This is a genomic window from Pseudomonas lyxosi (assembly GCF_047758685.1).
Taxonomy (GTDB): domain Bacteria; phylum Pseudomonadota; class Gammaproteobacteria; order Pseudomonadales; family Pseudomonadaceae; genus Aquipseudomonas; species Aquipseudomonas lyxosi.
In genome coordinates this window covers 4395140-4410356 of record NZ_CP180481.1, presented here as the reverse complement: position 1 = coordinate 4410356, position 15217 = coordinate 4395140, and the positions used below count along the sequence as shown (strand labels likewise).

Sequence of the window (15217 nt, the reverse complement as noted above, 5' to 3'; positions counted from 1 at the left end):
GCATTAAGCCCCCGTCTTTTTCCTGTCGATACAAGCTGTTACTGTACGGGCCACAAAGCCCAAGCCGCCTGGATCGGATCCCTGACTTGAAGCGTCCCCTCCTCCTGCTCCTGATCAGCCTGGCCTTGAGCTCCCCCGCAAGCGCGACGATCAGCGAAAGCTATGGTTATGCGCAGTTCGGCACGCTCAAGTACCCGGCCAGATTTACCCACTTCGACTGGGTCAACCCTCAAGCGCCCAAGGGCGGTACGTTGCGGGTGATGGCGTTTGGCACCTTCGATACGCTCAATCCCTACACCTTCAAGGGTTCAAGCCCGGTTTCCACGCCGAATTTCCTGCAATACGGCATCAACGAGCTCAACGAACCGTTGATGGTCGGCACCGGCCAGTACGCGCCGTCCGGCGATGAACCTACCTCCAGCTATGGCCTGATCGCCCAATCGGTGGAATACAGTGAAGACCGCAGCTGGGTGGTGTTCAATCTGCGTCCCGAAGCGCGCTTCCACGATGGCACGCCGATTACCGCCTATGACGTGGCGTTCTCCTACCGCTTGCTGCTCAAGGAAGGCCATCCGCAATACCGCACCAATCTTCAGGAAGTGTCGCGGGTCGACATCCTCAATCCGCAGCGCATTCGTTTCCTCTTCAAGCGCGCCGGCAATCCGTTACTGATCCTGCGCCTGGGCGAGTTGCCGGTGCTGCCCCAGCATTACTGGAAAGGTCGTGACTTCAAGGCCACCACCTTCGAACCGCCGCTGGGTAGCGGGCCGTATCGCATCACGTCGGTAGAGCCAGGACGGCGGATCATTTTCGAACGGGTCAAGGATTACTGGGGTAAGGACTTGCCGGTCAATCGCGGCAAATACAACTTCGACCGCATGGAAGTCGAGTTCTACCGCGACAGCGACGTCGCGTTCGAAGCCTTCAAGGCCGGCGAATTCGACATCTATATCGAGCACCAGGCGAAGAACTGGGAAAACGGCTACAGCTTCCCGGCGGTGCGACGCGGCGACGTCATCAAGGCGCAAATTCCGCACCAGATCCCGACCCAGAGCCAGGGTCTGTTCATGAACTCCCGACGCCCGGCCTTCTCCGAGACCAAAGTCCGTGAAGCCCTGGGCCTGATGTTCGACTTTGAGTGGACCAATCGCACCCTGTTCAGCGGCGCCTACAAACGCGCCATGAGCTACTACCCCAACAGCGAGTTCTCCGCGACGGGCCTTCCGGTCGGCCATGAATGGCTGATGCTCACGCCCTATCGCGAGCAGTTGCCCGCCAAGCTCTTCACCGAGCCGTTCAGCCTGCCGCAGACCCAAGGGCGCGGCATCCCCCGGGAAACCATGCGCAAGGCCCTGGGCCTGCTTGCCGAGGCCGGCTGGAAGCTCAGCGGCCAGCACGTTCAGAACGCCGCTGGCCAACCGTTGCGTTTGGAGATCCTGCTGGTCAACCCGAACCTGGAACGCATTCTTCAGCCTTACGTCGAGAACCTCGCCAGCATCGGCATCGACGCCCGGCTGCGCACGGTCGATCGCGCCCAGTACAAGCAACGCCTCGATCAGTTCGATTTCGACATGATCCTGATGACCCTCAACCAGACGCTCAGTCCGGGCCTGGAACAATGGCAGTACTTCCATTCCAGCCAGGTCGGGGTCAAGGGCAGCAAAAACTACGCTGGCATCGCCAACCCTGTGGTCGACCATTTACTCGAACAATTGCTCGCCGCCCAGACCCGCGATGAACAGGTCGCCGCCGGCAAGGCCCTGGACCGGGTGTTGCTGTGGCAGCACTACATCATTCCCAACTGGTACCTCAATTATCACCGCCTGGCCTACCGCAACCGGTTCGCCTTCGTCACCACGCCGCCCTACACATTGGGCCTGAGCGCGTGGTGGCTGAAATCTTCGGAGAAAGATCGATGAAACCCGTACGCACCCTGCTCTTGCAGGCCAGCGGTCTGTTGTTCGCCGGGCTGGCCTGCGCCGCCCCGCAACATGCCCTGACCCTGTACAACGAGCCGCCGAAATACCCGGCCGATTTCAAACATTTCGATTACGTGAACCCCGACGCGCCCAAGGGCGGGATCTTCCGTCAGGCCGGTTTCGGCGGCTTTGACAGCCTCAACCCCTTCATCAACAAGGGTGTCGCGGCCGACGACATCAGCATGATCTACGACACCCTGGCCAAACAGGGCCTGGATGAACCGTTCACCGAGTACGGCCTGGTCGCCGGCAAGATCGAAAAAGCCCCGGACAATAGCTGGGTGCGTTTCTACCTGCGCCCCGAAGCGCGCTTCCACGACGGGCATCCGATGCGCGCCGAGGACGTGGTGTTCAGCTTCCAGACCCTGATCAAGGACGGCGCGCCGCTGTTCCGCGGTTACTACAGCGATGTCGAGGAAGTGGTCGCTGAAGATCCGCTGACGGTGCTGTTCAAGTTCAAACACAACAACAACCGTGAGCTGCCGCTGATCCTCGGCCAGTTGCCGGTGTTGCCAAAGCATTGGTGGGCGACGCGCGATTTCACCAAGGGCAATCTGGAAATGCCGTTGGGCAGCGGCCCGTACAAGGTCAGCGAAGTCAAGGCCGGGCGTTCGGTGCGCTATGAGCGGGTCAAGGATTACTGGGCCAAGGACCTGCCGGCCAACCGCGGGTTCTACAACTTCGACGTGATGACCACCGACTACTACCGCGACAACACCGTGGCCCTGGAAGCACTCAAGGCCGGGCAGTTCGATTACTGGCTGGAAATGGCAGCAAAGAACTGGGCCAACGCCTACAACATTCCGGCCGTCACCGAGGGCCGGTTGATCAAGGAACAGATCCCCAACGGCAACCCCACCGGCATGCAAGGCTTTGTATTCAACCTGCGCCGCCCGGTGTTCCAGGACGTGCGCGTGCGCCAGGCCCTGACCCTGTTGCTGGACTTCGAATGGACCAACAAGCAATTGTTCAACGGCGCCTATGCGCGCACCCGCAGTTATTTCGAAAATTCGGAAATGGCGGCCAGCGGCCTGCCGGACGCCGATCAACTGGCGATCCTCGACCCGTTCCGCGGCAGGATTCCCGAGCAGGTGTTCAGCGAGGCCTTCCAGAACCCGGTGACCGACGCCAGCGGCATGATCCGCGCCCAACAGCGCAAAGCCTATCAATTGCTGCAAGAGGCGGGCTGGCGGATCGTCGATGACAAGATGGTCGACGCCAACGGCAAACCGGTGACCATCGAGTTCCTGTTGGCCCAGACCGAATTCGAGCGGGTGTTGCTGCCGTTCAAGCGCAACATGAGTGACCTGGGCATCGACCTGGTGATCCGCCGGGTCGACGTCTCGCAGTACATCAACCGCGTGCGTTCACGGGACTTTGACATGATTGTCGGCAGCTTCCCGCAGTCCAACTCGCCGGGTAACGAGCAACGCGAGTTCTGGATGTCCGACGCCGCCGACAAACCCGGCAGCCGCAATTCCATGGGCCTGAAAGACCCGGTGGTGGACCAGTTGGTCGAGCAACTGATCAACGCCGATTCGCGCAAAAGCCTGGTGGCCCACGCCCGCGCACTGGACCGCGTGCTGCAATGGGGCTATTACGTGATCCCCAACTGGCACATCAAGACCTGGCGCGTGGCGTACTGGAATCACATCGGCCACCCGAAAGTTTCACCCAAGTACGACATCGGCATTAACACCTGGTGGATCAAGCCCGATGCCAAACCTGCGGTAGAAGTCGAAACCAAACTGCAAGCCGACCCTGCGGGCACGGAGTAATCAGATGCTGGCGTATATTTTTCGGCGACTGCTGCTGATCATCCCGACCTTGCTCGGCATTTTGCTGATCAACTTTGTGATCATCCAGGCCGCTCCCGGCGGGCCGGTGGAGCAGATGATCGCCAAGCTCGAAGGCTTCGAAGGCGCCACCAGCCGCATCGCCGGCGGCGGTGCCGAAGTCTCGGTGGCGGGCTCCGCCTATCGCGGCGCCCAAGGCCTGGACCCGGCGCTGGTCAAGGAAATCGAGCACATGTACGGCTTCGATAAATCGGCCCCGGAACGCTTGTGGATCATGATCAAGAACTACGCCACCCTGGATTTCGGCGACAGCTTCTTCCGCGACGCCAAGGTCATCGACCTGATCAAGGAAAAGATGCCGGTGTCGATCTCCCTAGGGCTGTGGAGCACCCTGATCATGTACCTGGTGTCGATCCCGCTGGGGATCGCCAAGGCGACGCGACACGGCAGCCACTTCGACGTCTGGACCAGTTCGGCGATCATCGTCGGCTATGCGATACCGGCCTTCCTGTTCGCCATCCTGCTGATCGTGGTCTTTGCCGGCGGCAGCTATTTCGACTGGTTCCCGCTCAGAGGGCTGACCTCCAACAACTTCGACGAGTTGAGCATGGGCGGCAAGGTGCTCGATTACTTCTGGCACCTCGCGTTGCCAGTCACCGCGCTGGTGATCGGCAACTTCGCGACCATGACGTTGCTGACCAAAAACAGCTTCCTCGACGAAATCAACAAGCAGTACGTGGTCACCGCCAAGGCCAAGGGCCTGACCAATCACCGCGTGCTCTACGGCCATGTGTTCCGCAACGCCATGCTGCTGGTGATCGCCGGGTTCCCGTCGGCGTTCATCGGCATCTTCTTCACCGGTTCGCTGCTGGTTGAAGTGATCTTCTCCCTCGACGGCCTCGGGCTGATGAGTTTTGAGGCGGCGATCAACCGCGATTACCCGGTGGTTTTTGGCACGCTGTTCATCTTCACCCTGTTGGGATTGGTGGTGAAACTGATCGGTGACCTCACCTACACCTTTGTCGATCCGCGCATCGACTTCGAAAGCCGGGAGCATTGAGATGAACCTGTCCCCTCTCAATCGCCGACGTTTCGAACTGTTCAAGGCCAACAAGCGTGGCTGGTGGTCGCTGTGGCTGTTTCTGCTGCTGTTTGGACTGAGCCTCGGCGCCGAGCTGATCGCCAACGACAAACCGCTGGTGGTGCACTACGACAACGGTTGGTACTTCCCGGCACTCAAGCGCTACCCGGAAACCACCTTCGGCGGCGAATTTCCGCTGGAAGCCAACTACAAGAGCCCGTACATCCGCGAACTGCTCAAGGAAAAAGACGCCTGGGTCCTGTGGGCGCCGATTCCCTACAGCTATCAAAGCATCAACTACGACCTGAAAGTCCCGGCCCCGGCGCCACCCTCTGTCGACAACCTGCTCGGCACTGATGATCAGGGCCGCGACGTGTTGGCGCGGGTGATTTACGGCTTCCGGATTTCGGTGCTGTTTGCCCTGACGCTGACCATTCTCAGCTCGATCATCGGCGTGATTGCCGGAGCCTTGCAGGGTTTCTACGGCGGCTGGGTGGATTTGGCCGGGCAGCGCTTTCTGGAGATATGGTCCGGGCTGCCGGTGCTGTACCTGCTGATCATTCTCGCCAGCTTCGTCCAGCCGAACTTCTGGTGGCTGCTGGGGATCATGCTGCTGTTCTCGTGGATGAGCCTGGTGGACGTGGTCCGCGCCGAATTCCTGCGTGGGCGTAATCTGGAATACGTGCGCGCCGCGCGGGCGCTGGGGATGCAAAACGGAGCGATCATGTTCCGCCACATCCTGCCCAACGCCATGGTCTCGACCATGACCTTCATGCCGTTCATCCTGACCGGCGCCATCGGCACCCTGACCGCCCTGGATTTCCTCGGTTTCGGCTTGCCGCCTGGCGCGCCGTCCCTCGGTGAGCTGGTGGCCCAGGGCAAATCCAACCTGCAAGCGCCGTGGCTCGGCATGAGCGCGTTTGCCGTGCTGGCGTTGATGTTGAGTTTGCTGGTGTTCATCGGCGAGTCCGCTCGCGATGCCTTCGACCCGAGGAAGTGAAATGAATCAGGACAATCTGATCGAAGTGCGCGACCTGGCCGTCGAATTTGTCGTTGGCGAGCGCGTTCAACGGGTGGTCGAAGGCGTGAGCTTCGATATCAAGCGCGGGGAAACCCTCGCGCTGGTGGGCGAAAGTGGCTCCGGCAAGTCGGTGACGGCGCACTCGATCCTGCGGCTGCTGCCCTACCCGCTCGCCCGGCATCCGTCCGGGACCATCGAGTACGCCGGGCAAAACCTGCTGAGTCTGAAAGAGAAAACCATCCGCCACATCCGCGGCAACCGGATCGCGATGATCTTCCAGGAGCCGATGACCTCGCTCAATCCGCTGCACTCGATCGAGAAGCAGATCAATGAGGTGTTGAGCACCCACAAAGGCCTGATCGGCAAAGTCGCGACCAAGCGCACGCTGGAGCTGCTGGAAATGGTCGGCATCCCGGAGCCCGAGAAACGCCTCAAGGCCCTGCCCCATGAATTGTCTGGCGGCCAGCGTCAGCGGGTGATGATTGCCATGGCCCTGGCCAACGAGCCGGAACTGCTGATCGCCGACGAGCCAACCACCGCGCTGGACGTGACCGTCCAGCTGAAAATCCTCGAATTGCTCAAGGAATTACAGGCCCGATTGGGCATGGCGCTGCTACTGATCAGTCACGATTTGAACCTTGTGCGAAGAATTGCACATCGCGTATGTGTCATGCAGCGCGGTTGCATCGTCGAACAGGCATCGTGCGAAGAGTTGTTCCGCGCACCGCAGCATCCGTACACTCGGGAACTGCTGGCAGCGGAGCCCAGCGGCAAGCCGGCAACTAACGTTATCGGCCCGCCCTTGCTACAAGTCGAGGACCTGAAAGTCTGGTTCCCGATCAAGAAAGGCTTTCTGAAAAAGACCGTCGACCACATCAAAGCGGTGGACGGAATCAATTTCAGCCTGCCTCAGGGCCAGACCCTGGGGATTGTGGGAGAAAGCGGTTCGGGCAAGTCGACACTGGGTTTGGCGATTTTGCGGCTGATCGGCAGCAAAGGCGCCATCCGTTTTGAAGGCAAGCAGCTAGACTGCCTGACGCAGCAACAGGTTCGGCCGCTGCGGCGGGAGATGCAGGTGGTGTTTCAGGACCCGTTCGGCAGCCTGAGCCCACGGATGTGCGTGAGCCAGATCGTCGGCGAAGGCCTGCGGATCCACAAGATGGGCACCGAGGCGGAACAGGAACTGGCGATTATTGCGGCACTCAAGGAGGTAGGTCTGGACCCGGAAACCCGGCACCGCTACCCCCACGAATTTTCCGGTGGGCAACGGCAGAGAATCGCCATTGCCCGGGCATTAGTGCTAAAACCGGCGTTGATTCTGCTGGACGAGCCGACATCGGCCCTCGACCGGACAGTGCAACGCCAAGTGGTGGAGCTTTTGCGTTCACTGCAAACCAAGTACAACCTGACGTATCTGTTTATCAGCCATGACCTGGCTGTCGTCAAAGCGCTGAGCCACCAGCTGATGGTGGTCAAGCAAGGCCAAGTGGTCGAACAGGGAGACGCGCAAAGTATTTTTGCGGCCCCCAAACATCCGTATACACAGCAGTTGCTGGAAGCCGCTTTCCTGGCCCCAGCCACTGCGCAATAACCTGAAAGAGAGGAGCAACACATGGGTTTTCTCGCCGGTAAGCGCGTACTGATCGTCGGTGTCGCCAGCAAGCTGTCCATCGCATCCGGCATCGCTGCCGCCATGCATCGCGAGGGCGCTGAGCTTGCCTTCACTTATCAGAACGACAAACTCAAGGGTCGTGTCGAAGAGTTCGCACAAAGCTGGGGTTCCAACCCTGACCTGTGCTTCCCGTGCGACGTGGCCAGCGATGAAGAAATCGCCAAGGTCTTCGTTGAGCTGGGCAAGAAGTGGGATGGTCTGGACTGCATCGTGCACTCCGTCGGCTTCGCCCCGGGCGACCAACTGGATGGCGACTTCACCGAAGCCACCACCCGTGAAGGTTTCCGCATCGCTCACGACATCAGCGCCTACAGCTTCGTGGCCCTGGCCAAAGCCGGCCGCGAAATGATGAAAGGCCGCAACGGCAGCCTGCTGACCCTGTCGTACCTGGGCGCCGAGCGCACCATGCCGAACTACAACGTAATGGGCATGGCCAAGGCTTCCCTGGAAGCTGGCGTTCGTTACCTGGCCGGCTCCCTGGGCCCGGACGGCACCCGCGTCAACTGCGTATCGGCTGGCCCTATCCGCACCCTCGCCGCTTCCGGCATCAAGAACTTCCGCAAGATGCTGGCCGCCAACGAAGCGCAAACCCCGCTGCGTCGTAACGTCACCATCGACGAAGTCGGCAACGCCGGCGCCTTCCTGTGCTCGGACCTGGCGTCCGGCATCAGCGGCGAAATCATGTACGTGGACGGTGGTTTCAACACCACGGCCATGGGCAGCCTCGAAGAGTAATCTTCGGTCAGGCTGACCATCTCATTAAACCCGCCTCTTGAGGCGGGTTTTTTGTGCCTGCTATTCCAGGTCTGATGCAATCCAGTGTGGGAGCGGGCTTGCTCGCGAATGCGGTTGATCATTCAAGATTGATGTCGTCTGACACGACGCCTTCGCGAGCAAGCCCGCTCCCACAGGGGATTTGTGGTTAATCGTCAATTAGTGTCAGGCAGTTGGCAAATAGCTGCTGGATCGGTTGTGTGCGCTGACTGTAACGCTGCAACAACACAATCTCCCGATAGAACGTCAACGCCCCCAACGGAATGATCCGAACCTTCGCCCCATGCTCAAGCCAGAGCCCCGCCTCGGGTAGCAGCGACACCCCCAACCCGCATTCAACCATCTTCACGATGGCTTCCAGTTCATCCAGCTCCAAAGCCACCTGCACATCAACCTGCTGCTCACGCAAAAACCGCGTCACCAATCTTCCACCGAACGAATTGCGGTCGTAACGCACGTGCGGATGGCTCGCGAGGATCTGCAACGGCTCATCGCCTTCAAGGTCCGCCGGCACGATCAATACAAACGGCTCCTTGCGGATGACCTGCGCTGACAGTTCTTTGGGCAACTCGAACGGCGGCTTGATCAGGATCGCCAGATCCACCTCACCGGTGTCCACCTGGCTCAACAGGTTCAGCGACACGCCGGGCACCAGTTTCGGCTCCAGCAACGGCGCCTGTTGCCTCAGCCGCAGCAACGCCTGGGGCAGCAGTCCGGTCTGGGCCGTGGCCACCGCGCCTATTTTCAACTCGCCGCGATACTCGCTGACATCATCGCTGACCGCCATGCGGCTGAAAGTCTCGAGCATTTCCCTGGCCATCGGCAACGCCCGCTGGCCCGCCGCATTGAGCAGCGCCTGACGTCCGGTGCGGTCGAACAAACGAATACCCAAGGCCTGTTCCAGATTGCGAATCTGCGCGCTGACGGCCGACTGGGTCAGGCCGATGTGCATCCCGGCCGCGGCAAAAGTGCCGTAGCGCGTCACCGCAATAAAGGTTTTCAGTTCCCGCAGCATGGCGTTCTCGATTGATCGAAATAATTTGAGCTCGATGCAAAAATTATCGTCTTTTAATCAAAAAGCACAGGGCTAAACTCAATCCGAATCCAGACAGCCGAGGCACATCCGATGCAACTATCCCCTTTTCACTTGGCCATCCCGGTCTACGACCTGACTGCCGCGCGCAATTTTTATGGCCAGGTGTTCGACCTGGAAGAAGGTCGCTCAAGCGATCACTGGGTCGATTTCAATTTCTTCGGCCATCAGCTGGTCATTCACCTGGCGCCGAAAAACGCCTCTCAAGAAGCCGCGCACACCAATGCTGTCGACGGTCATGACGTGCCGGTGCCGCATTTCGGCGTGGTGTTGGGGATGAACGAATGGGAGGCGCTGGCCGAACGCCTGAAAGCCCTCGATACCCGATTCGTCATCGAGCCGGGCATTCGCTTTCAGGGATTGGTGGGCGAGCAAGCCACGATGTTTCTCTTCGACCCTTGCGGCAACGCGCTTGAGTTCAAGGCATTCAAGGACATCACTCAGTTGTTTGCCAAATGATCCGCCCCGTCCCGGATGCCACAGCCCTCAGTCAGTCCGTGATCAAGGGTGAGACGACCGCCGCCGTCATCGCCGAAACGGTCCTGGAGCGCATTCAGGCGCTGGAGCCGGACATCCGGGCCTTCGTCTCGTTCGATGCCCGAAAAGTACGCACCGATGCTGCGTTGCACAACAGTCGTGGCTTGCTGGCCGGAGTCCCGGTGGGGGTGAAGGATGTCTTCGACAGTGCCGACCATCCGACGCAATTTAACTCGCCCATCTATGCCGGTCATCAACCTGCCCGGGATGCCCATGTGGTGACCCTGCTCCGTCAGGCCGGCGCGCTGATCATGGGCAAGACCCACACCACTGAATTTGCGTACATGCACACCGGCCCGACCCGCAACCCGCATGACCCGGACCGCACGCCGGGCAGCTCCAGTGCCGGCTCAGCGGCCGGGATGGCAGCGGATTTCTTTGCTGTGGCGCTGGGCACCCAGACTGCCGGTTCACTGCTGAAACCGGCGTCCTATTGCGGTCTGTTCGCGTTCAAACCTTCGTTTGGACTGGTATCGCTGGAAGGCGTAAAGCCGCTGGCGCCGAGCTTCGACACCGTAGGCTGGTACGGTCGCTCGGTGCGGGATTTGCACTTGGTGGCGCGGGTGTTGATTCCAGGTTTTGCAGTGCCTGAGGTTGAACCACGTCCTCTGCAATTGGGCTTCTATCGCACAGCGCGCTGGGATCAGGTCGACCCCGAGGTGGCCAACGCCCTGGAACAGGCCGTGGACCACTTGCTCAGCGCCGGTCATCAGGTCAACGACGTGCAACTGCCGGATGAATTTGCCGGAGTATTCGACGATCACCTGTTAATCAACGATTGCGAAGGCGCCCGTTCTCTGGCGAAGGAGTTTCAGGAACACCGCGCACTGTTAAGCCCTTCGACGTTGGCAATGTTCGACCGAGCGGCGGCGACAACCTGGGAACAGGAGTCCGCTGCCAAGGCCCGGTTGGCGGCGCTTGCACCGCGCTTGAATGAACGATGCCAGCCCTACGACGCAATGCTCGGCCCCTGCTGCGGGATGGTCGCGCCCGTGGGCCTGGAAAGCACCGGGCCATCGGATTTCATCAAGTTCTGGGGCGCGTTCGGCTGGCCGCAGGTGAATATCCCGCTGGTTCGCGCTGAAGGATCGATGCCTATCGGTTTACAGATGATCGGCCGGTTCAGAAATGACGGTTCGTTGCTACGGGTGGCCGAACGGGTCGCTTCCGATTTGCTCACTGATCGCGGCCAATAAGCCCTCGGCCGTCTGGTGGAGCGCAGGATGAAACTCGATCTGATCGACACTGAAGTGGATGTCATAACCGCGATGCACCGTGGCATTGCGCTCTTCGAGTATTTCTTCGAGTCGCGCCCTGATCGCGGGTATTTCCACAACGCTTGAGCCGGTCAGCAACGCAACGAATTTGTCGCTGCCCAACCGGCCGATCACATCGCTCTCGCGAAAGGCGATTCGCAGCACATCAGCGAAGGTTTTCAGGGCGTTGTCGCCCTCGGCACGACCATAGAGATAGTTGATGTGTTTGAAGTCATCAATATTGAAGAGCAGCATCGTCGCTGACTTTTTCAGCTGTTGGCAGACATCCAGCCCTTGTTGGGCCAGCGCTGTAAAACCGTGTCGGTTGGAGAGCAGCGTCAACTCATCCATGCTCGCCATCTGCACGCCCATCAACTCCTCCTCGGCCTTGCGGGCCAAGTCACGCAGCAGTTCGCGCTCCTGCAGTGGCGTGCGCAACGGGTCGGCGCATGCGCCTGGTTTTACCGGTTTGCCTGGGATCAGCATTACTCACTCCATTGGCGGGTATATTTCTTAGAGTCGTCCATACCCGGTTTGACTCCCTGTTAACGGACCGCCGGTCAACTTCCCACGACCGGACATGGCCCTCCCGCGTCTGCCCAGCGCTTGAACTGGGTGACGAAAATATCATGCGGCACCGGGACCGGCGCCCTTCCCTGACCCGGATTCCAGCCCCAAAGCACCAACTTGTCGTCGCTGACATGCTTGATCAGCGCGGCGAAATCGCGGTCACCGTTGCTGGAACGGTCCTTGATCATTGCGCACAATTTATCGGCCGGCAGCCCGATCCAGGCCATTTTGTGCGCGGCTGGCGGCAGGCTCCAGTGCGGCGCCCCCGGCGGTGCGTGAGCGCCGTAACTGGCTGGCGGATTACTCTCGGCGTGGCAGGTAGCGCAGGGCAGACCCGCCGCGCCCTTGCCGTCCATGCCCCGCACGACGTTCATGGCGTGGGGAATCCCGGCGTCGAACTGCAATGGCGAATCGCCGGGGATATGGCAGTTCTGGCACCGCGGGCTCTGAAAGACCTTTTGCACGGTATCGAACGCCTTGATGGCTTCCTTATCGTCAGCGAACACGTGCTCGGCGTAGGCGATCAGGCCGATCAACACCACCGCGCCAAGAACCAGATGTCGTCTCATCTCACACCCCCGACAGTTGCAACGGCAGTTCGCGCAAGCGCTGGCCGGTCAGGGCGAACACCGCGTTAGCCACTGCCGGCGCCGTGGGCGGCACACCGGCCTCGCCGATGCCGCCGGGTTTGTCGCTGCTGGGCACGATATGCACTTCCACCACCGGCATTTCGTTGAGCCGCAGCACTTGATAGTCGTGGTAATTGGACTGCACCACCTGCCCATTCTTGAAGGTCAGTTTGCTGTGCAAGGTAAATCCGAGGCCGAAGGTGATGGCCGATTCCATTTGCGCCGCGATGCTCATCGGGTTGACCGCAATCCCGCAATCCACCGCACACACCACCCGATGCACACGGATCGCCAGGTTGTCCTGGGACACCTCGGCCACCTGGGCAACATAACTGCCGAAAGACTCATGCACCGCAACACCCAACGCATGGCCATCCGGCAGTGGCGCCTTCCAGTTGGCTTTCTCGACGGCCAGGTTCAGCACGCCAAGATGCCGTGGATGTTCCTTGAGCAAGGTTCGTCGGTACTCGACCGGATCCTTGCCGGCCGCCTCTGCCAGTTCGTCGATCAGCGACTCCATCACGAACGCGGTGTGGGTGTGCCCTACCGAACGCAGCCAGAGCACGCGGATGCCGGTTTGCGGCGAATGCAGATCCACCTGATGATTCGCCAACCCCTCAAGGTAGGGACTGTCGGCGACCCCTTCGACAGACGTCTTGTCGATGCCATTCTTGACCATGGTCGCCTCGAATGACGTGCCCGCCATGATCGACTGCCCGACCATCACATGCTTCCAGGCGATCGGCAGGCCGCCAGCATCGAGGCCGATGCGGGCCTGATGGAGGAACGCCGAGCGATAGTAGCCACCGCGAATGTCGTCCTCCCGGGACCAGACGGTTTTTACCGGCGCGCCCGCTGCCTTGGCGACTTCCACGGCTTCAGCGACAAAGTCCGAGGTCGGATTGGCCCTGCGACCGAAACCGCCACCCAGAAACTCGGTATGAATCTCCACCTGCTCGGGTTTGAGCCCGGTGATTTTCCCGGCGACCATTTGATCCAGCGTCTGGAACTGGGTGCCGGTCCAGATTTCGCATTTGTCCTGGGTGATTTTCACCGTGCAGTTGAGCGGCTCCATCGGCGCGTGGGCCAGGTACGGCACGCTGTATTCGACATCGATGGTCTTCGCCGCTTTACCCAGACCCGCCGTGACATCACCGGCCTGACTGGCCGAAGCGCCAGGGGTGGCGGCGAGTTTGCGGAAGCTTTCCAGCAGCGTCTGACTGTCGAGCCCGGTGTTCGGGCCCAGGTCCCAATCAATCTTCAACGCATCGCGCCCCAGCTTCGCCGCCCAGTAATGGTCGGCAATCACCGCCACCCCGGTGGGCACCTGCACCACTTTGTGTACGCCCGGGATCGCCAGCGCTTCGGCGCCTTCGAAGGATTTAACGCTGCCACCGAACACTGGCGAGCGCGCGACCATGGCGGTCATCAGACCATCGAACTGCACGTCCATGCCGAACTTGGCACGGCCGGTGATTTTCTCCGGGGTGTCCAGGCGCTTGGTCGGTTTGCCGATGATTTTCCAGTCCTTGGACTCCTTGAGCTTGATCGACGCCGGATCCGGTACCGGCAACTTGCCGGCGTCATCGGCCAGTTCGCCGTAGGTGGCGCGTTGGTCGCCGGCAATCACCACACCCGATTCGGTGCGAATCCCGGAGGGCGCAACGTTGAAGCGTTTGGCCGCCGCGTCGATCAACATCAAACGCGCCGCTGCACCGGCCTGCCGGTAGCGGTCGAACTCCATCCAGGTCGAGGTGGACCCGCCAGTGATTTGCATCCCGCCAAACCCGGCCAGACCATACTCGGCGGCCGATGCGGGGGCATGTACGACACGGATCTTCGACCAGTCGGCGTCCAGTTCTTCGGCGATCAACATGGTCAGGCCGGTCCAGATGCCCTGGCCCATTTCCGAATGGCCGAGCAGTATGGTGACGCTGTTGTCATTGCCGATCCGCAAAAACGCATTGGGCGCGAAAACATTGCCTTGATTCTCGGCGCCCATGGCAAAGCGATGACCACCGGGGATGACAAACGCCACCACCAGACCACCGCCCAGCACCGCGCTGCCCTTGAGGAAACCGCGGCGTGACAGAGGATTGAGGCTGTTCATTGTTGGGACTCCCGTCAACGTGGCATCAACCGATCTCGGCGGCGCGTTTGACCGCTGCGCGGATCCTTGGATAGGTGCCGCAGCGGCAGATGTTGCCGGAGAGCGCCTGATCGATGTCGCTGTCGGTGGGTTTGGGAATTTTCGCCAGCAAAGCGGCGGCAGACATGATCTGCCCGGACTGACAGTAACCGCACTGGACCACATCGAGTTCGGCCCAGGCTTGTTGCACCGGGTGCGAACCGTCGGTGGACAGGCCTTCGATGGTGAGGATTTTTTGCCCGTGGGCCACGGCTGTGGCGGGGGTGATACAGGAGCGCAGCGGCGCGCCGTCGACGTGCACGGTGCAGGCGCCGCACTGGGCCATGCCGCAACCGAACTTGGTGCCGGTCAGGTGCGCGACATCGCGCAGGACCCACAGGAGCGGCATGTCTGCGGGGACATCCAGCGCCTGGTCCTTGCCATTGATGTTGAGGGTCAGCATTGCGAATTTCCTCAGATTCACGGTGTTCTGAAGGGGCTCTCGGGAACCTCGGGTTATCCCTACAGCTAAGCGCAAATTACCGGGCGAGACAGGTTCATCGACCACCGGTCACACAAAGAAGACTGAAGTAACTCACTCTGTGTAGCAGCTGCCGAGCCCGCGAGGCCGCGTTCGGCGACGTAGTCGTCGTGAAGTCAGGCTCTGCGGTGTGCCAGGAA

At 60.6% G+C, this 15217-nt stretch carries 13 protein-coding genes and 1 pseudogene; 8 read left to right on the top strand and 6 right to left on the bottom strand.

The window, feature by feature from the left end:
• Positions 1 to 86: 86 nt before the first annotated feature.
• Genes ACMXYI_RS20400 through fabI form a run of 6 tightly spaced genes read left to right on the top strand, consistent with a single transcriptional unit; the run spans position 87 to position 8284 of the window.
• Entirely contained in the window at positions 87 to 1919 is a 1833-nt protein-coding gene (locus tag ACMXYI_RS20400) for an extracellular solute-binding protein (protein WP_415768789.1), read from the top strand.
• Positions 1916 to 3757 carry an extracellular solute-binding protein gene (locus ACMXYI_RS20395; protein ID WP_415768788.1) on the top strand — a complete coding sequence of 614 codons (1842 nt, stop codon included), beginning with the start codon at positions 1916 to 1918 and terminating at the stop codon, positions 3755 to 3757. Before ACMXYI_RS20400 ends, ACMXYI_RS20395 begins: the two co-directional genes overlap by 4 nt.
• Positions 3758 to 3761: 4 nt before the next feature.
• The gene (locus ACMXYI_RS20390; protein WP_056741785.1) at positions 3762 to 4835 is read left to right on the top strand and encodes a microcin C ABC transporter permease YejB; all 1074 of its coding nucleotides are present in this window, start codon (positions 3762 to 3764) and stop codon (positions 4833 to 4835) included.
• A gap of 1 nt (position 4836) precedes the next feature.
• Complete coding sequence (locus ACMXYI_RS20385) at positions 4837 to 5856, top strand: ABC transporter permease (RefSeq protein ID WP_415768787.1); 1020 nt, start codon at positions 4837 to 4839, stop codon at positions 5854 to 5856.
• Position 5857: 1 nt separating this feature from the next.
• The gene (locus ACMXYI_RS20380; RefSeq protein ID WP_415768786.1) at positions 5858 to 7468 is read left to right on the top strand and encodes an ABC transporter ATP-binding protein; all 1611 of its coding nucleotides are present in this window, start codon (positions 5858 to 5860) and stop codon (positions 7466 to 7468) included.
• Between the two features lie 21 nt (positions 7469 to 7489).
• Positions 7490 to 8284 (top strand): enoyl-ACP reductase FabI, encoded by a 795-nt coding sequence (gene fabI, locus ACMXYI_RS20375; protein WP_008152082.1) that lies wholly within the window; start codon positions 7490 to 7492, stop codon positions 8282 to 8284.
• 87 nt (positions 8285 to 8371) lie between these two features.
• Here fabI and ACMXYI_RS20370 read toward each other — a convergent pair.
• Both ACMXYI_RS20370 and ACMXYI_RS20365 read right to left on the bottom strand, forming a co-directional pair.
• A pseudogene (locus ACMXYI_RS20370) lies at positions 8372 to 8482 on the bottom strand (metal ABC transporter ATP-binding protein); the annotation flags it as partial.
• Entirely contained in the window at positions 8472 to 9338 is an 867-nt protein-coding gene (locus tag ACMXYI_RS20365) for a LysR family transcriptional regulator (protein WP_415768785.1), read from the bottom strand. The gene ACMXYI_RS20365 and the pseudogene ACMXYI_RS20370, both read right to left, overlap by 11 nt.
• Before the next feature lie 111 nt (positions 9339 to 9449).
• Here ACMXYI_RS20365 and ACMXYI_RS20360 point away from each other — a divergent pair, with 111 nt between their 5' ends.
• Positions 9450 to 9875, top strand: coding sequence for a VOC family protein (locus tag ACMXYI_RS20360; protein ID WP_415768784.1), 426 nt, complete (start codon positions 9450 to 9452; stop codon positions 9873 to 9875).
• A complete protein-coding gene (locus ACMXYI_RS20355; protein ID WP_415768783.1) occupies positions 9872 to 11149 on the top strand; it encodes an amidase in 1278 nt (425 codons plus the stop codon). The genes ACMXYI_RS20360 and ACMXYI_RS20355 overlap by 4 nt, the downstream gene beginning before the upstream one ends.
• Here the strand turns inward: ACMXYI_RS20355 and ACMXYI_RS20350 are convergent.
• From ACMXYI_RS20350 to ACMXYI_RS20335, 4 genes are all read right to left on the bottom strand, one after another.
• Entirely contained in the window at positions 11096 to 11695 is a 600-nt protein-coding gene (locus tag ACMXYI_RS20350) for a GGDEF domain-containing protein (RefSeq protein ID WP_415768782.1), read from the bottom strand. The genes ACMXYI_RS20355 and ACMXYI_RS20350 overlap by 54 nt on opposite strands.
• Positions 11696 to 11769: 74 nt before the next feature.
• Complete coding sequence (locus tag ACMXYI_RS20345; protein ID WP_415768781.1) at positions 11770 to 12348, bottom strand: hypothetical protein; 579 nt, start codon at positions 12346 to 12348, stop codon at positions 11770 to 11772.
• A 1-nt stretch (position 12349) separates the two neighbouring features.
• Positions 12350 to 14518 (bottom strand): xanthine dehydrogenase family protein molybdopterin-binding subunit, encoded by a 2169-nt coding sequence (locus ACMXYI_RS20340; protein ID WP_415768780.1) that lies wholly within the window; start codon positions 14516 to 14518, stop codon positions 12350 to 12352.
• Between the two features lie 25 nt (positions 14519 to 14543).
• Positions 14544 to 14999 carry a (2Fe-2S)-binding protein gene (locus tag ACMXYI_RS20335; RefSeq protein WP_054615082.1) on the bottom strand — a complete coding sequence of 152 codons (456 nt, stop codon included), beginning with the start codon at positions 14997 to 14999 and terminating at the stop codon, positions 14544 to 14546.
• Positions 15000 to 15217 lie beyond the last annotated feature (218 nt).